The following is a 21747-nucleotide window of genomic DNA, read 5'->3' as shown; positions in this document are numbered from 1 at the left end:
GAGGAGCTTGACCACCACGACGGACACGAACGATATCTAAAAGGCGGGTCACTTCTCGGTGCAAATCCCGGGTCAGCTCTCAACGCAAATCAACACCCAGGGGCCTGAAGCAATAATTTGCGTAGCTTCGCGGCGTCCATCTGAATGGTTCCGGCTTTGGGAAAGCGATGGCTGAGCTGGCCGGCGAAATCTGTGTTGTACTCAACGAGTACGAGATTGGATTCTGCAACACCCCGCTCAAGCAGAGCTTCGGTGAAGACACCCGTTCCTGGTCCAAGTTCAATCACGGTTCCTGTATCTGCAGAGATCTCAATGGTTATAAGCGAAGAGAGAGCGCGTCCCGAGGGCGTAACTGAGGCCACCTGCAAAGGCGCAGAAAGCCAGGTGCGAAAGAACAGGACCGCATCGGCCGTTCTACTGGTCATCGCACATCTCCCTTTCGACGAAGCCGCTTGGGGGACCGAAGCTGCAGCCGGCATGTCAAGGCGACGAGCAATTCCACGGCAACGAGAAACGCAAGGATCTTGAGGGCAAGCGCCGAAGAGTTGATGCCTGGAAGCGCCATCACGGCCAGGTAGCCTGCGGCGATGAACAGCCCGTTCCACAACACGATGCCGACCGCCAAGCCAGACGTGAACCGCAACAAGCTCGTTCCCAAGAGCGCTGCGGCCAAGGGGGAGATCAACCGTATCGTAGGGATGAGTTGCGATGTAATGGCGATCGCTTGTTCGCGGGCACGCAGGTACGATAGTGTTTGGTCGATGCGTTGCCGTGAAACCCCAATCCACTTGCCAATGAAGTAGAGAAGCGTGACGGACTTCCCTTCTCCGATTGCGCGCGCAAGAAGATAGAGCGCTAGAGCCCCCGTAAAGCTCCCAATGGTGGTGCCGACAACGGCCGCTTGGACGGACCAGGCATCGTCATTGACGGCAATTCCAATGGCAACGAGAACGCCATGAGACGGGAGTGCGGGGATAAAACGTTCCGCGAGGCCGATCGAAAGAAGGCCAAAGACGCCGTACAGCGCTATCCAATCGACGAGATCTGCGAGCGGGTCCATCCTCAGCCCTCTTGTCTGAGGGGCTGCGCGCCAAGAACCGGATTTGCCACCGTTTTAGGTTGGGCCTCGTACGCAATGCCTGCCAGCTTTTCCGAGATATCCCAAAGTCTCTTGGCAACATGGGGCTCCATCGCCTGTGGCGGGATTTGCGCCTCGGTAGGGTGACCGCGGGTTTCGCTCAGCCGATCTGGGCCATAATATCTGCCGCCGCGGGCATCTGGAGATGTGGCGGCAAACAGGGTCGGCAGTGCGCCTTGGGACGCGGGCTGAAACAAAAACCACAGCAGCGACCGCAGAAGACCTTGCGCACTGCGGCGACCCGGTGCGTTGTGCAGCAGATCCGTCCGGGAAACGCCGGGATGGGCTGCGATGGAGGTGATACCCCAACCCGCCTTCTCGCTGCGTCGCTGAAGTTCGAGTGCAAACATCAAGCAGGCGAGCTTCGATTGGCTGTAGACGGGCATGGGCTCGTAGCTCCGCTCCGCCTGCAGGTCATCGAAGTTGATCGCGACGTTCTTGCCCCTTGCAGCGATGCTGGAGAGCGTCACCACTCTCGGGTCTTGTCCCCGGAGCAGAAGCGGCAACAGATGAGCCGTCAAGGCGAAGTGACCGAGATAGTTTGTGCCGAACTGCAGCTCGAACCCGTCAGCTGTGGTCTTGCGCACCGGCGGCGTCATGACGCCTGCATTGTTTATGAGCACATCAAGGTGATCGTGACTGCCTTTCAGCCGCTCGGCCAGCGCCTCGATCGAATCGAGGTTGCCAAGATCCACCTGCTCGAACGTGACCGAAGCGCGGGGCAGGCTTTCTCTGATGCGTTTGATGGCTTCAGCGCCTTTCGTCAGATTGCGACCTGCAAGGATCACCTCGCCGCCGGCTCTGGCCAACGCAATGGCGTCCTCGAAACCCAGGCCACCGGTTCCGGTGACAAGGATTGTGCGGCCCTTCTGCGACGGCATGTCATCAAGCGTCCAGGATTTCGACATGATCAGTTCCTTTCTCGTTTGTTGGCAAGATTGTCCGCCGGAGAGGCATCGGGGGGAACGTGGCATCTCTGGCGGACAAAGGTCGCTGTGGGCGGGACGCGACCTTCAAGGACCCCGACGGGGGCTTCAGGATCCGAGCTTATTGTGCTGCCTCGATGGTTCTTCCGAGCGGTGGCCTTGCTGGGACGTCGCGGGTTCGCTGCATCCAGGCCGGATATTCGGGGCGAAGCTTGCTGACCGCGTCCAACTCGGCCACTTCATCGGGACTTAACGAGACCTCGGTCGATCCGATGCTGTCGTCCAGCTGGTTGACGGTTTTGGCGCCGACGATCACGCTCGTGACATGCGACTGGTGCAGGAGCCAGGCGAGGGCAATTCGAGCGACGCTCACGCCTTTCTGCAGGCAGATACGCTCCATCGCCTCGATGACGTTGTAAGCGTGATCCATGGCGACTGGCGGAAAGTCGAAGGTCGTGCGGCGGCTGCCTTTCTCGACCTGCTTGTCGCGGCCGAATTTGCCGCTAAGAAGGCCACCGGCGAGAGGACTCCAGACGAGAAGGCCAAGCTTCTCGGCATTGATCAGCGGCACGATCTCCCGTTCGATATCGCGGCTGGCGAGCGTGTAGTAGTTTTGCGTTGTCGCGATCTTCACGAGATTGTACCGTTCGCTTTGGCCAATTGCTCTCGCCATCTGCCAAGCCGACCAGTTCGACACGCCGACATAGCGAACCAGACCCTGCCGGACCAGAGCATCCAAGGCAGCAAGACTTTCCTCGATCGGCGTCACGGTATCGACGTTGTGAAGCTGATAGAGGTCGATGTAGTCGACTTGCAGCCGCTTCAAACTCGCCTTCACGCTGTTCATGATATGGGCGCGGGAGTTGCCAGCCTCGTTTGGGCCTGGACCCATCGGCCCGCAGACCTTGGTGGCGATAACCACATCCTCCCTCCGGACGCCAAGGTTTTTCAGCGACTGACCGACGATCTCCTCGGAGACGCCGCCGGAATAAATGTCGGCGGTGTCGATGAAGTTGATCCCGTGTTCGAGGGCACGGGCGATCAGAACCTGAGCGTCGTCCTGCTGGACATTGCCCATGTTGGACCAGATCCCCTTGCCGCCGAAGGTCATCGTTCCCAGGCAAAGCTCAGAGACGAAGAGACCTGTATTGCCAAGTGTGTTGTATTTCATGATGCGGGCCTTCGAGGTGATGGCGAGCTATGATTTTCGGGCAGATGTTTCGGTGCCGAGAGCGGCGGCGAGAGGAAGTCCCGACCGTCCGCCATCTCAACCGAGACCGCCGTTTGCGAAGACATTCTGAGCATCGATCCAGGCGCCATCTTTCGAGCACAGAAGGGCGATGACGCTAGCAATGTCGTCCGGCTGTCCCAGTCGCCCGAGTGGCGTCTGTTCGGGAATGCCGCGTAGCGCCTCCTCGCCGTGCTGACGCAAGAGCTGTGTGTCGACGGCGCCGGGTGCCACGGAGTTGACCGAGATGTTTCGGCCTGCGAGTTCCTTGGCCAGTACGCTTGAATAGAGCACCTGGGCGGCCTTGGTCGCGGCATAGGCGGCCGTGGCGGGCGGAGGCGTTTTGATGATGCTAGAGCTGAGGCTGATGATACGGCCACCATCGCGAACGCGTCTCGCTGCCTCGCGCAAGACGTTGAAGCTGCCCTTCACATTGGTGGCCATCATCCGGTCGAAAGCTTCGTCGGTCATCTGGGCAAAAGGACCGACATTCATGATGCCGGCATTGTTGATCACGACATCTACGCCGCCAAATGCTTCGTCGTTGGCGTCGAAGAGGGCTTTCACCGCAACCGGATCAGCCACGTTTGCCTGTCGAAAGATCGCGCGCCCACCGGCTGCCTCGATATCGCGGACCACCTGGGCCGCCAGATCGCGGTTGGTAAGATAGTTCACCGTCACATCGTAGCCGTCGCGCGCCAGTCGCAGGGCGGTCGCGGCGCCAATACCGCGGGAAGAACCTGTAACGACGGCGACCCGCTGTGTGGTGGTTGGCGTGGTTGCTTCTTCGGTTTGCGCCGAAGCAATGCCGGTCATGGCGAGCGCTGATGGAACCGCAGCTGCAAGAGCCAGGAACGTGCGGCGGGAATTGTCAGTATCGGACATTGACGTCTCTCCTTTTGAGTACACTCAGGATGTTCTGGAAATATTCGTGAGCCACTTCGTGCTCATCGCAGACGAAGGAACGCGCCGACACGGTGGTTCGCGACGAGAAGGGCGATGCCGGACAAAACGCTCGCCAATGGCACGATCAACAGGCCAAGCGCGAGACCGTTTGGAATGTCGGCTGTGCTCGCGGCGTCGCTGACCATGCCGACGAACAATGGCCCGAGTGCCGGTCCGACAAGTCCGCTACCAATCATCACGAGACTGGACGCCTGGGCCTGCCGGCCCGGCCCGGCGACGAGGTGTGCCGCACCGAAACCCCAAGGCAGCATGAACGAGAACGACAACATTGAAGGGACAAACAAGGCGATGGACATCCAGCCCACTGGGGCAAACAAGGCGGCGGTCGTCGTGATGCTGGCCATCAGTAAGAGAATGGCGGGTGGGCCGAGCACCCTGCCGGAGCCGGAGTGGACGGTATGGTCGAACCATCGACCGCCACCCAGCGTGCCGACAATCCCCATCAACCCCTGCAACAGGCCGAAGAAAACGCCGACCTCGGTTGCGGTGAAATCATAGGTGCGGATCAGAAACGGGACCGAGAATGCATAGAAGGGCGCACCGGCAAAGCCGAGAAAAATCGTGCCTATGAACAGCCAGCGAAAGGCGGGCGACGACAGGAGGTTGAGGCTTGTTTTCAGGAAGGGTTCGTTGCGCGTGGCGGCAATCTGCAGGCGCGGCGTCGGACCTGCGACAAGTAGCGTCAACAAGCCGATCAGGATACCGATGGCGCCGGCACCCATCAGCACGACACGCCAGCCCAAAATATCAGCAATAGCACCGCCTGCGGCAAAACCAGCCATGGTTCCGAGCGGGATTCCCATCGCGAAAAGACCGATAGCAAGTCCACGTCGCTCCGGTTCGATCTTGCGCGCAATCAAGGCATGGCCAGCCGGGACTGCCCCTGCCTCTCCGAAAGCAACCCCAAACCGGGTCAGCGCAAGGAACATGAAACTTGCAGCAACGCCGCCCAGCGCTGTCATCACGCTCCAGATCAGGATGCAGGAGACCAGCACCAGCCGCGGCGATCCGCGATCGGCCGCGCGAGCAAGCGGTAGCGAAAGAAGCGCGTAACAGACTGCAAAGGCAAGGCCAGTCAGCAGTCCCATCTGCGTGTCGCTCAGTGAAAGGTCCGCTTTGATTTTTTCCGCAAGGATAAAAGGAAGTATGCGGTCGATCTGCGAAAATGCATTGATCAGCAGAAGCACGGCGCATATGGCGACGAACCGCCAGTTCCTGACATACTCACTGCTGGATACGACAGGCGGTGGCCGTACTTTTGACGGATCACTTGACCCGGCGACAATTTCTGCCATTTTGAGGTTACTCCTCGCTTGGTTGCACCCTTAAGCTAGATGGAGTGTCCAATGAGCAGAATGCCCGAACTCTCAAGAAATTTGCCTATTCCTGCAGAAGGGGCGAATATGCCGGCAAGGAGCCAAGTGTTGCCATGGCCCCTGGACCATGTGGAGCCGCGCATGAATGCACCGCTACTTGCAGCCGTAACGGATTACATCGAAGCACAGGGCGGTGGCCAAGGCCTGTTTCCGACAGCCATCGATGGATTCAATATTGTCCGCTCATTTCAGTCGATGATGCCGATGCGAAACATCTATCGGCCGTCGCTCTGCGTTGTGCTGGAGGGCGCAAAGGAACTCCATTTCGGAGACGAGCGACTGAGCTATGGAACGATGGAGTGCCTGGTTGTCAGCGTAGGGCTGCCGGCAACCGGTCGGATCGTAGAGGCTAGTGAGGAAGTCCCCTATGTGGGCGTCTTGATCGATTTTGACGTTGCGACTATGCGGGACGTTCTCGAGCAATTGGACGCACTTCCCATTCAATCAGAAGAATCGGGCCCTTGTGCTTTTGTTGCCAAAGTCGATCAACCATTGGCCGACTGCATTCTTCGCCTGGTGAAATTGTTGGCGACGCCGAAGGCGATTCCCGTCCTGGCGCCTTCGATCGTGCGCGAAATCTGCTATTGGCTGTTGAGCGGGCCGCATGGCGGTGAGATTTGCAAGCTGGCCCTGCCAGAATCGAACATCGAACGCGTCGTCAGAGCCGTATCGGTGCTCCACACGAACTTCGCAGAGACACTGCGTGTTGAACACCTGGCAGATATTGCGCGGATGAGCCCGTCGTCGTTTCACCAGCACTTCAAGGCTTTGACCTCAATGACGCCGCTTCAGTTCCAGAAGCAATTGCGCTTGCTTGAGGCACGCCGCCTCATGGTGACGGAGGCCGCCAATGTTGCGGAAGCTGCCTACAAGGTTGGCTATGAAAGCGCATCGCAATTCAGCCGAGAATATTCGAGAACCTTTGGCATTGCTCCTAAGCAGGACGCCTTAACCCAGCAGCGCCTACACAATCGGTATGCCAGCCGGACGGTGCGTTCAGCGTGAGGTCACACGCACCGGAGTGTGCCAATTGGCGAAGTTCGGTGTCGCGATGGCGGATTGAGCAATTGGCCGCCGAAACAGGCGGCGCAATGCCCTCATGCTCGTTGTCTGTGTATTGACAAGGCGATGAGGTTCAGATCCGTTCAAGGTGATGATGTCGTTGGGCATTTTGCTCGATGCCCACGGAGGCCCATAGTCGACGACGGCTTTGCGCCTTCATGCACGAACCCGCTACGTGGGAGGACGTGCTTGGGCCGGACGCGGACCACATCACCACATGCGTGGATATCCGGTTTCGCCGTTCGGCACCCCGTCAACGGACAGTTTGCTTCCGGCCCCAAACCAGCCATCCCAGACACGCCAAGTTATTGGGCTGACGACGACTTTCGCTGGTGGCAACTTCCAACGACGGGCGTACGAGTTCGATTCCTTTCAAGGCGATTGGTCGGACGCGCCGTGTGCCTGCGTCATTCAGGAAAATCTGTCAGAACGATCTTCCCAAACAACCCGCCAGCCTCCATTCGGCGATGGGCCTCCGATGTAGCCGCGAGCGGATATACCGCTCCGATGACCGGCTTAAGCGCTTGTCCCATCATCGGCAGAACCTAGTTCGTGAAGCGCTGGACCATTGCTCTCTTTTCCGCCCTGGACCGTGACTTCATGACCGTTCCGATCAGCCGCAGGTGGTTGTGAAGCACGACGCCGAGTGGAATGATGGCGTTGTCATCGCGCCCCAACAGGCCCACTTGGACAAGCCGACCACCGGGAGCAAGACTACGAATGTTGCGGGCGAGGTAGGACCCGCCGACAAAGTCGATGATGAGATCGACCCCGCGAGACGCCGTCGCATCAACAACTTCCGCCTCGAAATCCACCCGCTTGTAATCAAAAACAGCATCGGCGCCAAGTGACAGCACGTTGTCGATATTGCTTGCCGAAGCAGTGGCCAGGACAGTGGCTCCGGCAGTCTTTGCAAGCTGGACGGCAGCCGATCCGATGCCGCCTGCTGCAGCATGAACGAGGACGGTGTCACCTTTTGCGACGTGTCCGAGATGGGCAAGAGCCTCCCAGCCTGTGACGAAGCTTTCCATGACTGCGGCAGCCTCCATGAAGGACAAGCCGGCCGGAATGACAACTGCCATTCCACTATCGACGCGCGCATACTGGGCATATGCGCCCCCACCAACAATGCCCATGACACGGTCTCCGACAGCAAAACCGCTAACGGTGTCTCCAATGGCCACGACTTCGCCAGCGACCTCCAGCCCGAGAATAGGGCTGTCCCCGTAGCTTTGCGAGCCATAGACGCCTTCGCGTTGAAGAAGGTCGGCGCGGTTGACGCCAGCCGCCATGACCTTGATCAGAAGATCGTCTGGGCGCAATTCGGGCATGGGTGCATCGGCGAGGCGCAGAACATCCGCGCCTCCGAAGTCATCGAAGATGATCGCCTTCATTTGGATATCTCCTTACTTGGAAAGGGCCCGGCGGGCGATGCTTGCAGCAAAGAGAGGGGTTTCACGACTGTTGTGGTCGCCGCCTGCGGCCTGACGGGCTGCTGCAGCATCTTCGAACTTGATGCTGTGCTCGCTGAGGAAAGCCATGAACACATCCGTCGGGTGGGCGGTAACCTTGTTGGTATAGCGGGTCCTGCCATCGTCGATCTTCTCGGCAATCAGTTCCCAAACGACATTGACCTGAGTCCGGCCATTGGCTGTGAACACATCGGAGATCGAGTTCATGCGGCAGTAGGCAGGCTCGGCGACCTCGGCCACATAATGCTGCACGACGAGGCCCGAGCCGATCTGCTCAACATTGATCGACATGCGACGACCGTCGTCGGTCCATGTGACGCCGGCTGCAATGTGATCAGGCGGGCAGCAGCGCAGGTATTCGGCTTCCGGCAGGGTGAACAGCCAGTCGGCAATGTCGATCTTTTCGAGCGGAACGTCGATCTCTGCGGAATAGGCGGACTGGGAGAGAATTTTATCTAGGACCTTGACCATTGGAGTGTTCCTTCTGTTTGTTGGGCGACCGCCCGTTGACGAGAAGGAAAGTGCTCCTGATGCCCGCAGATGATAACGAACTGAATGGTCGAAACGGTTTTGCGCTGTAGGCAAAGATGAGAGACCCACGGTTCGCTGAACATCTCGCTGTTTACGTCGACGTTGTCCGCACAGGGAGCTTCTCAGCTGCCTCTCGGCGGAGGGCTGTCACGCCTTCGGCTGTGGTTCGACAGATCGATGCGCTCGAACAGGACCTGGGCGTATCCCTCCTTGTTCGCTCGACACGGGCGTTGTCATTGACGGACGCTGGCCGTCACCTGTTTGAGCGCGCCCAGCGCCTGCTCGATGACCTGGCCGATACCCATGCCGAAGTTTCCGCCTTCGATAGTGCGGTCAGCGGCACGCTCCGCATCGCTTGTTTCCCAACCTTCGGGAAACGCTATGTCATTCCTGTTCTCGCATCGCTAGCGCAGGAACACCTGGGCCTGCATGTCGAGCTGGATCTTACCGAGCGGCTGGCTGATCCCGTGGCCGAACGGCTCGACCTCGTGGTGAGGATGGGGGAGCTTGCGGACAGCTCTCTGATTGCCACGAAACTTGCTCCGCTTGACCGCATCCTCGTTGCAAGCCCTGGCTATGTCGACCAATTCGGCGAGCCGGAAGACGAGACTGCGCTCCGCCATCATCGCCTTCTCGACAAGCTCCATGGCAATGATCTGCTCGGATGGTCTGACATTCTCGGCAGCCCAGCCGGCGAGGCCTGCAAGCAGGTGGCTTTCCGGTCCGATGATTTTGAAGCGTTAAACAGCGCCGCGATCGCAGGCATGGGTGTGGCGTTTCTGCCGAGCTGGGTTTCGGGGCCCTTCACGCAGGCAGGTGATCTCATCCGGCTGAAGCTCCGCGGCGAGCGATGGAACGAGCGATCGTCAGGCATCTATCTCCTGCGTGCCCTGCAGGTGCCGTCCGCCAAGGTCAGGGCGTTTACGGAAGCACTCAAGGCCCATATCGGCGCACCACCGAGGTGGAGTTGAAGTGGGGAATGCAACGGCCCGCAGATCAAATCCTGAGGAAGTCAGTGCTTCCACGACTTGCCCAGTAAAGGTTCGATTCTCATCAAGAGCGCTCACGGGCGGTGGGTCTGACGCCGCGCCCATCACGAAGGTCGCTCCAGCCTTCAGTCCATCCGCTACGCATTTTCGGCTAGAAAGATCTGAATATCCGTTGCAATGGAGACTGCTTCTCCCGGTAGCCGCCCTAGGAGTTTTGCGATGGTCTCAACCGCCAATCGGGCTTCCAGAAGTGGTCGTTGGTCAATAACCGCGTTGATCTTTCGGGACTTTAGCAACATCCGTCGGTTAGGCGTGAGTTCATGGGTGATGACCACAGTGTCGTCGATCCTCGCAAGGCGCTGGAGAGTGCTTACAATCGGCATTGCGCCTGCCGACAGATGATAGATGCCTCGCAATCCCGGGTCATCCCGAAAAGCAATCTCTACGACACGTCCTGCCTCCTCCTGATTTTCTCCAGTCTCCAGAACCGCAGCAAGACTGCATTCCGGGTAGCGTTCGGTCATGATGGCTCGAAAGCCGGCTTCCCGTTCGCGATGGCCGGTGATATCGCGTGAGCCTGCAACCACGACGACGCGACCGCCTTCCCGTCCGAGGAAAAGTCCCATCAGGTCACCGGCCACCCGACCAGCCTGCCTGTCGTCCGGCCCGACATAGGCGGCACGCCCGCAATCGGCGAGGTCGGTCGCCAGAGTAACCACCGGGACCTTGCGCGATAGGATTGCTACGGCTTCCCTAACTCGAATATCGTCAGGGCTGGTGATGACGAGGCCGTCATAGGAGCGACAATCGCGGACGGCGGCGGCGATTGCCGCAGGCTTTCGCGGGTCGATGTGATTGACGAAGAATTGCACGTTCAGCGTTGTGTACATTCGCGATGCAAGATCGATACCTTCGCGCAACGCCGCGTGAAACGGGTTGACAGGTGGTTGGATAAGGACCGCGACGCGTAGCGCGCGAGAGGGCGTGCGGTCTAAAGCCCGGTCAATACCGAGAGCACGTGCCGCAGCCAGCACGCGGTCTTCTTTGTCGGTACGCACGCCGCCCCGGTTGTTGAGAACTCGATCCACCGTCGCGGTCGATACCCCGGCTGCCTTTGCAACGTCCGTAATGCTTATCTTTCGTGCAATCATTTGCCTCTCCGCCGAGCATTCTGATTGAATTCCATCAAAATCCAACTTTGTAAATCAGATATCTCCAGTTAAATCTCTGCGCCAAGGAGGGTCGCCCACCAAGTGAGCGGCGCCAGGGAAGGACCAGAACATTATGAGTATTACCGTTACCACGGCACCTTGCTGCTGGGGCGTTGACGACGTGCGCAATCCAAACCTCCCCCCGTGGGAGCTCGTTTTCGACGAAATCAAAGCGGCCGGATATGGTGGAATGGAGCTTGGCCCCTACGGCTATGTACCGCTGGACATCGATTTGGTGTCTCAGGCTCTGACGAGCCGAGGGCTCTACATCGTGGCCGGAACGATCTTCAATAATCTTGTCGCTCAGGAAAACCGCGATAGCCTGCTGCGCCAGACGGACGAGATTTGCGCTCTGATTACCCGACTGCCGAAGCCCCCGACATCTTTGGGCCAGCGATTTTCAGCGCCTTATCTGACCGTCATGGATTGGGGGCACGACGAACGCGACTACGCAGCTGGCCATTCCGACAGAGCGCCCAGACTCGACGACGCGGCCTGGGCCGGGATGATGGGTAATATCAGGGCGATATCCGATCTCGCCCGCGAGAAATATGGTGTTCGCGCCACCATACACCCCCATGCCGGCGGCTATATCGAGTTCGAAGACGAGATTGCCCGCCTCGCCGTCGATATTCCTCAGGAAGTCGCCGGCTTTTGCCTCGACACGGGCCATACCTGGTATGCCGGTATGGACCCTGTCGAAACGCTGCGCAAATACGCAGATCGCCTCGACTACATCCACTTCAAGGACATCGACAAGGCTGTCTTCGAACGCGTCATGGGTGAACGGATCCGGTTCTTCGACGCCTGCGGCCAAGGCGTCATGTGCCCGATTGGCAATGGGTGCATCGACTACCCGGCGATTCGCAGCCTTCTGGATGAGCAGGGCTATGAGGGCTTCATCACCGTGGAGCAGGAACGTGATCCGCGCAACGCCGGCGGCAGCCTCGCCGATGTGAAACTGAGCCGCGACTATCTCAAGTCGGCTGGCTTCTGATAATCCGGGAGTAACCTCATGATTTACGGAACTCGTCAGACGAAACGACCGCTGCGCTGGGCTATGGTGGGCGGTGGCCGGGGAAGCCAGATCGGCTATATTCACCGCAGTGCCGCGCTTCGTGACCGCTACTTCGATCTTGTCGCCGGCGCCTTCGACCTTGATGCCGAGCGCGGCCGCGTCTTCGGTGTTGAGCTGGGGCTGGAGCCTTCGCGGTGCTATGCAGATTGGCGTGCGCTTTTCGCAGAAGAGGCAAAGCGTCCAGATGGGATCGAGGCAGTATCGATAGCAACGCCTAACAATACCCATTACGAGATCACCAAGGCTGCGCTGGAAAGCGGGCTGCATGTGGTGTGCGAAAAGCCGCTGTGCTTCTCGGTGGCCGAGGCCGAGGATCTTCAGCGTGTTGCCGCAGAGCGTGGCCGTATTGTCGGTGTGACCTACGGATACAGCGGCCATCAAGTGATCGAACACGCCCGCGAGCTAGTTGCAGCTGGCGAATTGGGTGAAATACGCCTGGTAAACCTGCAATTTGCGCATGGCTTTCACAACGAGGCGGTCGAGCTTCAAAATCCGGCGACCCGCTGGCGCGTCGATCCCAAATTTGCCGGCCCAAGTTATGTCCTCGGCGATATCGGTACACATCCGCTTTATATCTCCGAGGTCATTCTACCGGAGCTCCATATCCAGCGGCTTCTTTGCGCCCGCCAGAGCTTCGTTAAGACGCGTGCGCCGCTCGAAGATAACGCGATGACCCTCATGGAATACGACAACGGCGCCTTTGGCACCGTCTGGTCGAGCGCCATCAATGCGGGTTCCATGCATGGTCAAAAGGTGCGCGTCGTCGGATCGAAAGCTTCAATCGAGTGGTGGGACGAGCAACCGAACCAGCTTCGCTTCGAGGTTCAGGGCGAGCCGGTGCGAATTTTGGAGCGCGGTATGGGTTACCTGCATGCAAAGGCGCTTGCCGACGATCGTATCGGTGCGGGCCATCCGGAGGGTCTCTTCGAGGCCTGGGCAAACCTTTACGACCGCTTTGCCATCGCCATGGAAGCGCGCAACGAAAACGATGGGGAGCGCCTTTCAGGCCTTCGTTATCCGGGTATCGAGGCAGGCGTCGAAGGCGTTCGCTGGGTGGAGAATTGCGTTCGTTCGGCCGACCTCGGTGGGGTCTGGGTCGACTATCGGTAATTGGGTAGAGGGTGCGATGGTCGTACCCTCCCTCAAAGGGAGCTCTTAACTAGGGAGGAGAGCAGCATGAAATCCAAATTGGTTATGGCCGCAATGTTGGCGGGCCTAATGGCTGGCACAGCACAGGCTGAAAACATCGGCGTGTCGATGGCCTTGTTCGACGACAACTTTTTGACGGTCCTGCGCAACGGTATGATCGACTATTCCAAGGAACTGAAGGATGTGAATCTTCAGATCGAGGATGCGCAAAACGACGTCGGCAAGCAGCTCAACCAGATCCAGAACTTCGTCGCCTCCGGCGTCGATGCGATCATCGTGAATCCGGTTGACACCGATGCGACGGCCGCCATGACGCAAGCTGCTGCCGCTGCGGGTATCCCGCTCGTCTACGTCAATCGCGAGCCGGCCAATGTGGATCAGCTTCCTGACAAGCAGGCATTCGTTGCCTCCAAGGAGATTGATGCCGGCACTCTTGAAACGCAGGAAGCCTGCCGCCTGCTGAAAGCCGCCGGCAAGACGGAGGCCAAGATCGTCGTTCTTCTCGGCGAACTTTCCAACCAGGCCTCCCGCATGCGCACGCAGGCTATCAAGGACGTGATCGCCACGCCCGATTGCCGCTTCATGTCCATTGCGGAAGAACAGGTTGGTAATTGGTCTCGCACGCAGGGCGCTGACCTCGTCACCAACTGGCTGTCGGCTGGCATCAAATTCGATGCTGTTCTTGCGAACAACGACGAAATGGCGATTGGCGCCATCCAGGCGCTCAAGGCCGCAAACGTTCCAATGGATCAGGTGATCGTCGGCGGGATCGATGCCACGCAGGACGCGCTCGCGGCCATGGCAGCCGGAGACCTGGACGTGACGGTCTTCCAGAATGCCGCAGGTCAAGGCAAGGGCGCGGTCGATGCCGCGCTGAAGCTGGCCAAGGGCGATAGCGTGGAAAAGAAGGTCTATGTGCCCTTCGAACTCGTTACACCCGCCAATCTCAAGGACTTCCAGCAAAAGAACTGAGGTTGCAAGAACGGCGAAGGGGTCGAGCACCCCTTCGCAGATTTTTGGGAGGAGGATGTAAATGGTTAGTCCGGCCACGGCGTCAGCAATCAAGCAGGTACTGGAGAAGATAGAGATCGACGGACTCCTCGCGCTTGAGGGAATCCGCAAAGAGTTTCCCGGTGTTCTTGCGCTTGATAACGTCCAGCTTCGCGTCCGCCCGGGAAGTGTGCATGCATTGATGGGTGAGAACGGCGCCGGCAAATCCACTCTCATGAAGATTATCGCCGGCATTTACCAACCCGATGCAGGAGAAATCCGGCTGCGTGGCGAGCCGGTGACCCTGAAATCGCCGCTCGACGCTCTCGAGCAGGGCATCGCCATGATCCATCAGGAACTCCAGTTGATGAACTGGATGACGATTGCCGAAAATATCTGGATACGGCGCGAGCCGCGCAATCGCTTTGGCCTGATCGATCACGGAAAGATGGCCGAGATGACCCGCGAGCTCTTCTCGCGTCTCAATCTCTCACTCGATCCCGGCACCCAGGTTTCCGAGCTGACGGTAGCACAGAAGCAGATGGTCGAGATCGCGCGCGCCGTCAGTTATGAATCGCGTATCCTCATCATGGACGAGCCGACCTCTGCACTGACCGAGCGCGAGGTGGAGCATCTCTTTGCCATCATTCGCGACCTGAGGGCCCGCGGTATCGGCATCATCTACATCACTCACAAGATGAACGAACTATTCGAGATCGCCGACGAGTTCACAGTCTTCCGCGACGGCAAGTATATCGGCACACATGCATCGAAGGATGTGACCCGCGACGACATCATTCGTATGATGGTCGGGCGCGAAATCACCAATATGTTTCCAAAGATCGACTGCCCGATCGGCGATGTCATTCTAGAGGTAAACAAACTCACGATTCCGGGTGTCTTCCACGACATTTCGTTTTCGTTGAGGCGCGGTGAAATATTGGGTCTCGCCGGCCTGGTCGGCTCAAAGCGCTCGAATGTCGCCGAAGCCCTTTTTGGCGTGAATCCTGCCGCAAGCGGCCAGATCCTCATCGATAACAAGGCGGTCACAATCAGTAGCCCGAACGAGGCGATGGCGCATGGCATGGCATTCCTCACAGAGGATCGCAAGGAGACCGGGTGCTTTCTCGCTCTTGATTGCCTGGAGAATATTCAATCCGCGCTGATCACGCGATCGCATGTCAAAGCAGGCTTCGTCGATCAGAAGACGTTGACCAGGCTGGCCGCGGATATGGCTGCGAAGCTTAGGGTCAAGACACCGAATCTCCACGAGATCGTTGAAAATCTGTCGGGCGGGAACCAGCAGAAGCTGCTGATCGCACGCTGGCTACTGACAAAGCCACGCATTCTTATCCTGGATGAACCGACGCGCGGGATCGATGTTGGCGCCAAATCGGAAATTCACCGGCTGATTACGGGCCTCGCGGCCGAAGGCGTCGCTGTCCTGATGATTTCGTCGGAGCTTCCGGAAGTTCTCGGTATGAGCGACCGGATCATGGTCATGCATGAGGGGCGCGTTTCCGGGTTTCTCGACCGCGCGGATGCTGACCAGGTCAAAATCATGGATCTCGCGGCGCGCTGACGCGGCGCCGAAGAGGAGGAGAACATATGAATACGATTTCGCAACAAGCTGCGGCCGTAGCAACGACGAAACGCAAGTTGCCGTCCGAGCTGAATATCCTGCTGGTTCTCATCGGCATCTCTCTGACCTTCGAGATCCTCGGCTGGATCCTGCAGGGACAATCGTTTTTGCTCAATCCCCAACGCCTGTCGATCATGATTCTGCAGGTGTCGGTGATCGGCATCATTGCGATCGGTGTCACCCAGGTCATTATTTCCGGCGGCATCGACCTCAGTTCGGGATCGATCGTCGGCGCGACGGCCATGATTGCCATGAGCTTTGCACAAATCGGCACTTTCGAGCGGGCACTGTATCCCGGCCTGACAGACCTTCCGGTTATTGTCCCTGTCGCGATCGGATTGATCGTCGGATTGATCTGTGGGGCCATCAACGGAGCCCTGATTGCCTATACGCGCATTCCGCCGTTTATCGCCACCCTCGGCATGATGGTGACGGCCCGCGGCTTTGCCAAATGGTACACGAAGGGGCAGCCGATCAGCTTTCCGACCGACAGCTTCGCAGCGTTGGGCAAAGGCATGACGCCGGTTCTGATCTTCCTCGTCGTCGCCGTGATCATGCATGTCGTGTTGCGTTACACCCGATACGGAAAGTTCACTTACGCAATCGGTGCCAATGCCCATGCGGCACGCGTGACCGGGATCGATGTCGAGCGTCACACTGTGAAGATATATGCCGTGGCCGGACTGCTTTCCGCTCTGGCCGGGATTGTGGTTGCCGCGCGCGGCCTCACAGCCCAGGCTGGCATGGGCCAGATGTATGAGCTGGATGCCATCGCCATGGCTGTCATCGGCGGCGTGTCGCTGTCAGGCGGACGCGGCTCCGTTCTCGGGACGTGTATCGGCATGGTCATCTTCGGCGTCATCATTTCCGGCTTCACCTTTCTCCGGCTTGATGCCTACTACCAGGAAATGCTGAAGGGCCTGATCATCGTGGCGGCTGTCGTCGCGGACGTTTATCGCCAGAAGAAGCGCGTCAAGAAAGCCTGAAGACCAGCCTTATGAAGAAGCTCGTTGCTGACCTCGACATGTCTCGCGACCTCCGATCATGGCCGCTTATGTGAAGTAAGCGGACCTTGCTGCGGGCCATCCCTCCCTGGCCCGCAGCCCCAAACAGTGCCGTCCAACACAATGTCAACACAACTCCGCCCGGAGGCAGAAATGCGCATCGCAATAGACCCGTTCATGCACCGTCACCTCAGCCTTGAGGAGCTGCCGCGCAAGGTACGCGAGCTTGGCTATAACTGGATCGAGATGAGCCCGCGCGCCGATTTTCTCGAATGGTTCAAGGCGCCCCGCGTCTTCCCGCAGCGGATGAAAGAATTCAAGAAAGCGCTGGCGGCGGAGAATGTGAAAATCGCCTCGCTACTGCCAATGTATCGTTGGGCTTCTAACGACGAGAGCGAACGACAGGCGGCGGTAAAACACTGGAAGCGCGCCATCGAAATCGCCGTCGAAATGGAAATCGATACAATGAATTCCGAATTTGGCCGCGGTCCGCACCCCGACAAAGGCGGCTGCTACTGCTGCCATACCGGCTCGATGATCGAGGCCTGCGAGGACGCCTGGTGGAGATCCATGGAAGAGCTCGTTCCGGTCTTCGAAAGGGAAAACATCCAGCTCAACATCGAGCCCCATCCGGAAGACTGGTGCGAGACACTGCAGCCAGCGCTCGACATCATCCGCACCGTCAATTCGAAGAACGTCAAGTTCCTCTACTGCGCGCCGCATACCTTCTACTTCGGTGATGACACCAAGGCCATGCTGCGCGAAGCAAAAGACGTTCTCGCCCACGTCCATGTAGGCGATACGTTCAATCACAAGGCAAGCTCGGGACTGCGATATATCCTCAACCCGCCCGGTACGCAGGCTCGTGTGCATCAGCACCTCAACATCGGCCAAGGCGAGGTTCCCTGGGATGACTTCTTCGGGACGCTGGGGGAAATCGGTTTTGACGGCATCATGACCGCCTGTGTTTTTGCTTGGGAAGACAAGGCGGATCACTCCGGCAAGTTCATGCTGGCGGAGATGAACCGCTACATCGAAAAATACTGGCCGAAATAAGTCTGGAGTCGCCTTCAGCGCATCTCTGGCCGATGCCAATGCCAGATCACCCGCGTGACCCTGTCGCCCGGTGGGAAAGCTGTGTCCTGCTTAGACCGTCGACCGCTCTGCGGCATTTACGGAGAACGAAATGAACAAGTCTCTCGATCTTATCACAATCGGACGCTCCTCGGTTGATCTCTACGGAGCACAGGTTGGAGGACGGCTGGAGGATATGGCGTCGTTCCAGAAATATCTCGGAGGTTCGCCGACAAACATCGCCGCAGGTGCTGCGCGCCTCGGGCTCAGATCGGCATTGATCACGCGTGTCGGCAATGAGCATATGGGCCGGTTCATTCGCGAGGAACTCCAGCGCGAGGGTGTCGATATCCGCGGCGTGGTGACCGATCCGGAACGGCTGACGGCGCTGGTATTGCTGGGCATCCGTGACGAGGATCATTTTCCGCTGATCTTCTACCGTGAGAACTGTGCCGACATGGCGCTTTCGGAAGACGACATGGACGAGAATTTTATCGCCGAAGCCCGCGCCGTAGTCGCGACGGGTACGCATCTAAGCCATCCCAGAACGGAGGCAGCCGTGGTGAAGGCGTTGACCTTAGCCCGTAGGAGTGGCGCCCGCACCGGTCTCGATATCGACTACCGTCCCAATCTCTGGGGCTTGGCCGGTCATGGAGACGGTGAGAGCCGCTATATTGAAAGTGCAGCCGTCACCGCCAGACTGCAGAGCCACCTGCCGCTGTTCGACCTGATCGTCGGAACGGAAGAGGAATTCCACATTGCCGGTGGTTCGGCTGACACGATCGAAGCTTTGCGGGCCGTTCGCGAACGGACGCCTGCCGTCCTGATCTGCAAGCGCGGTGCGGCAGGTGCGGTTGCCATTACCGGTGCTGTTCCGGACTCCCTGGACGAGGCGATCAGCGGTCGGGGTTTCCCTATTGAAGTGTTCAACGTTCTGGGCGCCGGTGACGGCTTCATGGCCGGCCTGTTGAAGGGCTGGCTTGATGATGAGACATGGGCAAGGACGCTCGAATATGCAAATGCCTGCGGGGCTTTTGCCGTCAGCCGCCACGGCTGCACACCCTCCTATCCCTCGCTGGAGGAGTTGAAGTTCTTCCTCGATCGTGGCGTGGTCGAAAAAGCCTTGAGACATGACAAGGTTCTGGAACAACTGCATTGGTCCACAAACCGGCGAGGCGATTGGCCGGTCATGCGGGTGTTCGCCTTCGACCATCGCATTCAATTGGAAGCTATCGAAGGCGCTACGGCTGAACGCATAGGCGCGTTCAAAGAACTTTGCCTGAAGGCCGCGTTGCAGGTGCAAGATGGCCAACCCGGCTACGGTATCTTATGCGACAACCGCCTTGGTCGTAATGCCCTGCATGCGGCATCGGGTTCGGGGTTGTGGATCGGGCGCCCGGTAGAATGGCCGGCGTCCCGCCCGTTGTTGCTGGAGCCGGAACTCGGCCGTGACTACGGTGCGCTCGCGGAATGGCCGCTTGAAAATGTCGTGAAGGTCCTTTGCTTCTGCCACCCGACCGACACGTCGGAGATGCGTGAGAAGCAGGAGGCTGTCGTCACGCGGCTGTTCCATGCAGCTAGGCGCAGTCGACTCGAATTCCTGCTGGAAATCATCCCGTCGAAGGTCGGTCCGGTGGATGACACGACTACCGCAGCCTTGATCAGACGGTTCTATGAGATCGGCATTTATCCCGACTGGTGGAAACTGGAGCCGATGGCTACGCATGAAGCGTGGAGCCAAACCTGCCAGGCCATTCACGATCACGACCCCCATGTACGCGGTATTGTCGTGCTGGGTCTCGACGCACCGGAAGATGTGCTCGCTGAGAGTTTCCAAGTGGCGGCGGGCTACGATCTCGTCAAGGGATTTGCAGTTGGCAGGACGATCTTCGGCGAGGTTGCGCGCAATTGGTTCGCCGGCACGATCGGTGACGACGCGGCGGTGATCGATATGGAGAGACGCTATCGACGTCTTTGCGACATATGGGATGAGGCGCGAGAAGCGGTCGGAACGGGACAACGCAAAAGTCGCAGCGCCTAAGAGGAGTTCTGAACATGACGAGACAAACTATTCGCCTGACGGCAGCGCAGGCCCTGGTCCGCTGGCTTTCGGTTCAGATGAACGAGGACGGGGAGCGGTTCATCGAGGGCGTCTGGGCCATCTTCGGCCATGGTAATGTCGCAGGCATGGGAGAGGCCCTGCACGGTATCGGCGAAAAACTGCCGACCTGGCGCGGCCAGAACGAACAGACAATGGCGCATGCTGCGATCGCCTATGCCAAGCAGAAGCGTCGTCGCAAGGCCATGGCCGTCACCTCTTCGATCGGTCCGGGCGCGACCAATATGGTGACGGCGGCAGCTTTGGCGCATGTCAACCGCCTGCCGGTGTTGCTTATCCCCGGCGACATTTTTGCCAACCGCCGTCCTGATCCCGTTCTCCAACAGATCGAAGACTTTGACGATGGCACGGTTAGCGCCAATGACTGCTTCCGCCCCGTCAGCCGCTACTTCGACCGGATCATGCGGCCGGAACACCTTCTGACGGCGCTTCCACGCGCCCTGCGGGTCATGACCGATCCGGCCAATTGTGGCCCGGTAACGCTGGCCTTCTGCCAGGATGTTCAATCCGAGGCTTGGGACTGGCCCGTCGCCTTTTTTGAACCCCGGATTTGGCGCATCCGCCGCCCGGAAGCCGACGCAAGCGAGGTCGAAGATGCGATCCGCATGATCCGCGCGGCGAAGGCGCCCGTGATTGTATCCGGCGGCGGTGTGCTCTATTCCGGCGCCGAACAGGTGCTCGCCGACTTCGCACGCAGACATGACATCGCCTTCGTGGAAACGCAGGCCGGTAAGGGCGCGAATCCGGCAAGCGACGATCTGAATTTCGGTTCCCCCGGTGTCACCGGTTCGGATTGCGCCAACCGGCTGTGCGCCGAGGCAGATCTCGTCATTGGCGTCGGTACGCGCTTTCAGGACTTCACCACAGGGTCTTGGACGCTGTTCAGAAATGATAGCTGCCACCTCCTCAGCATCAACCTTCATGGCTACGATGCCTCCAAACACGGCGCGGTCGGTGTTGTCGGGGATGCCAAGTTGACGCTCGAACGAATTTCTCTCGGGCTTGGCGGCTATCGCGCGCCGGCTCCGGACAAGGGCAGTCGTGCCGCCTGGCTGGAAACCGTCAAAGCCGTGACCGCCGCTCCCGCCGACGAACAGGTGAACATGCTGCCGAGCGATGCGCAAGTCATCGGCGCGGTGCAGCGCGTGGCAACGGACGACACAGTGGCCATGTGCGCCGCCGGCACCATGCCCGGCGCGCTTCAGGTATTGTGGCAATCCGCGCGCAATGGCTACCATATGGAATATGGCTACAGTTGCATGGGCTACGAAGTTGCGGGATCCATGGGGATACGGCTGGCCGACCCGTCCAAGGAAGTTATCTGCTTCGTCGGCGACGGTAGCTACATGATGGCCAATTCCGAACTCGCGACGGCTGTCATGATGCGCGTGCCCTTCACGGTCGTGCTGACCGACAACCGCGGCTACGGGTGCATCAACCGGCTGCAACAGGAATGTGGCGGCGCCGAATTCAACAATATGTACAAGGACTCGAACATCGAGGACCAGCCGGAGATCGATTTCGTCGCGCACGCCGCCTCAATGGGCGCCCATGCCGAAAAGGCATTAGGCATTGCCGATTTCGAAGCGCGCATCGTCGCGGCACGGGGGCGCACCAAACCGACCGTCATCGTGATCGACACCGAGGCCGTGAGCGGCACGGGCGCGGGCGGGTACTGGTGGGACGTTGCGGTGCCGCAGGTGGGTGGGCCGGAGCGCCTCGAAAAGGCCCGTGCCCACTACAACACCAATCGTGCGCTCCAGCGTCTGATGAACTGACGATAGGGAAAGGG

Annotated in this window: 18 protein-coding genes and 1 pseudogene; 10 read left to right on the top strand and 9 right to left on the bottom strand. The window is 59.1% G+C overall.

All coding sequences use genetic code 11. The features are described 5' to 3' along the window. Positions 1–89 precede the first annotated feature (89 nt). The 6 genes from J2046_RS31895 to J2046_RS31870 all read right to left on the bottom strand — a co-directional run bounded on the left by J2046_RS31895 (position 90) and on the right by J2046_RS31870 (position 5553). Positions 90–425, bottom strand: a complete 336-nt coding sequence (locus J2046_RS31895) for a class I SAM-dependent methyltransferase (RefSeq protein ID WP_210058669.1) — start codon at positions 423–425, stop codon at positions 90–92. Beyond that, complete coding sequence (locus J2046_RS31890; RefSeq protein WP_210058668.1) at positions 422–1060, bottom strand: DedA family protein; 639 nt, start codon at positions 1058–1060, stop codon at positions 422–424. Before J2046_RS31890 ends, J2046_RS31895 begins: the two co-directional genes overlap by 4 nt. A 2-nt stretch (positions 1061–1062) precedes the next feature. After that, the gene (locus J2046_RS31885) at positions 1063–2046 is read right to left on the bottom strand and encodes an oxidoreductase (protein ID WP_210058667.1); all 984 of its coding nucleotides are present in this window, start codon (positions 2044–2046) and stop codon (positions 1063–1065) included. Positions 2047–2185: 139 nt separating this feature from the next. Next, positions 2186–3235 carry an aldo/keto reductase gene (locus J2046_RS31880; protein WP_210058666.1) on the bottom strand — a complete coding sequence of 350 codons (1050 nt, stop codon included), beginning with the start codon at positions 3233–3235 and terminating at the stop codon, positions 2186–2188. A 96-nt stretch (positions 3236–3331) separates the two neighbouring features. Beyond that, positions 3332–4177: an SDR family oxidoreductase gene (locus J2046_RS31875; RefSeq protein ID WP_210058665.1), complete on the bottom strand. Its 846-nt coding sequence runs from the start codon at positions 4175–4177 to the stop codon at positions 3332–3334. Between the two features lie 62 nt (positions 4178–4239). Further along, on the bottom strand, positions 4240–5553 hold the full coding sequence (locus tag J2046_RS31870) for an MFS transporter (RefSeq protein WP_233470425.1): 1314 nt from the start codon (positions 5551–5553) through the stop codon (positions 4240–4242). 162 nt (positions 5554–5715) lie between these two features. Between J2046_RS31870 and J2046_RS31865 the strand changes: the two genes are divergently transcribed. Then, the gene (locus J2046_RS31865; protein ID WP_210058673.1) at positions 5716–6639 is read left to right on the top strand and encodes an AraC family transcriptional regulator; all 924 of its coding nucleotides are present in this window, start codon (positions 5716–5718) and stop codon (positions 6637–6639) included. 464 nt (positions 6640–7103) lie between these two features. Here the strand turns inward: J2046_RS31865 and J2046_RS31860 are convergent. Both J2046_RS31860 and J2046_RS31855 read right to left on the bottom strand, forming a co-directional pair. Next, positions 7104–8090 (bottom strand): annotated as a pseudogene (locus J2046_RS31860) (NAD(P)H-quinone oxidoreductase). A 12-nt stretch (positions 8091–8102) separates the two neighbouring features. Continuing rightward, entirely contained in the window at positions 8103–8639 is a 537-nt protein-coding gene (locus J2046_RS31855) for a hypothetical protein (protein ID WP_210058664.1), read from the bottom strand. 116 nt (positions 8640–8755) lie between these two features. On the opposite strand from J2046_RS31855, the gene J2046_RS31850 reads away from it, so the two are divergent. Beyond that, a complete protein-coding gene (locus J2046_RS31850; protein WP_210058663.1) occupies positions 8756–9670 on the top strand; it encodes a LysR family transcriptional regulator in 915 nt (304 codons plus the stop codon). A 155-nt stretch (positions 9671–9825) separates the two neighbouring features. Here J2046_RS31850 and J2046_RS31845 read toward each other — a convergent pair whose 3' ends face one another. After that, a complete protein-coding gene (locus tag J2046_RS31845; protein WP_210058661.1) occupies positions 9826–10839 on the bottom strand; it encodes a LacI family DNA-binding transcriptional regulator in 1014 nt (337 codons plus the stop codon). Between the two features lie 133 nt (positions 10840–10972). On the opposite strand from J2046_RS31845, the gene J2046_RS31840 reads away from it, so the two are divergent. The 8 genes from J2046_RS31840 (at position 10973) to iolD (ending at position 21733) form a co-directional block, all read left to right on the top strand. After that, the gene (locus J2046_RS31840; protein WP_210058658.1) at positions 10973–11896 is read left to right on the top strand and encodes a TIM barrel protein; all 924 of its coding nucleotides are present in this window, start codon (positions 10973–10975) and stop codon (positions 11894–11896) included. Positions 11897–11914: 18 nt separating this feature from the next. Then, on the top strand, positions 11915–13087 hold the full coding sequence (locus J2046_RS31835; RefSeq protein WP_210058656.1) for a Gfo/Idh/MocA family protein: 1173 nt from the start codon (positions 11915–11917) through the stop codon (positions 13085–13087). Between the two features lie 66 nt (positions 13088–13153). Next, on the top strand, positions 13154–14098 hold the full coding sequence (locus J2046_RS31830) for a sugar ABC transporter substrate-binding protein (protein WP_210058654.1): 945 nt from the start codon (positions 13154–13156) through the stop codon (positions 14096–14098). Positions 14099–14159: 61 nt separating this feature from the next. Then, entirely contained in the window at positions 14160–15698 is a 1539-nt protein-coding gene (locus tag J2046_RS31825) for a sugar ABC transporter ATP-binding protein (RefSeq protein ID WP_210058653.1), read from the top strand. Positions 15699–15724: 26 nt separating this feature from the next. Then, a complete protein-coding gene (locus J2046_RS31820) occupies positions 15725–16744 on the top strand; it encodes an ABC transporter permease (protein ID WP_210058652.1) in 1020 nt (339 codons plus the stop codon). 171 nt (positions 16745–16915) lie between these two features. Beyond that, a complete protein-coding gene (locus J2046_RS31815) occupies positions 16916–17818 on the top strand; it encodes a sugar phosphate isomerase/epimerase family protein (RefSeq protein ID WP_210058651.1) in 903 nt (300 codons plus the stop codon). 130 nt (positions 17819–17948) lie between these two features. Then, positions 17949–19877, top strand: a complete 1929-nt coding sequence (locus tag J2046_RS31810) for a bifunctional 5-dehydro-2-deoxygluconokinase/5-dehydro-2-deoxyphosphogluconate aldolase (RefSeq protein WP_210058650.1) — start codon at positions 17949–17951, stop codon at positions 19875–19877. A gap of 14 nt (positions 19878–19891) precedes the next feature. After that, positions 19892–21733, top strand: a complete 1842-nt coding sequence (gene iolD, locus J2046_RS31805) for a 3D-(3,5/4)-trihydroxycyclohexane-1,2-dione acylhydrolase (decyclizing) (RefSeq protein ID WP_210058649.1) — start codon at positions 19892–19894, stop codon at positions 21731–21733. Positions 21734–21747 lie beyond the last annotated feature (14 nt).

Origin of the sequence: Neorhizobium petrolearium (assembly GCF_017873175.1) — a bacterium.
In the GTDB taxonomy this organism is placed as follows: domain Bacteria; phylum Pseudomonadota; class Alphaproteobacteria; order Rhizobiales; family Rhizobiaceae; genus Neorhizobium; species Neorhizobium petrolearium.
Note: the sequence above shows the minus strand (reverse complement) of the source record. Positions and strands in the feature narration are given on the sequence as shown.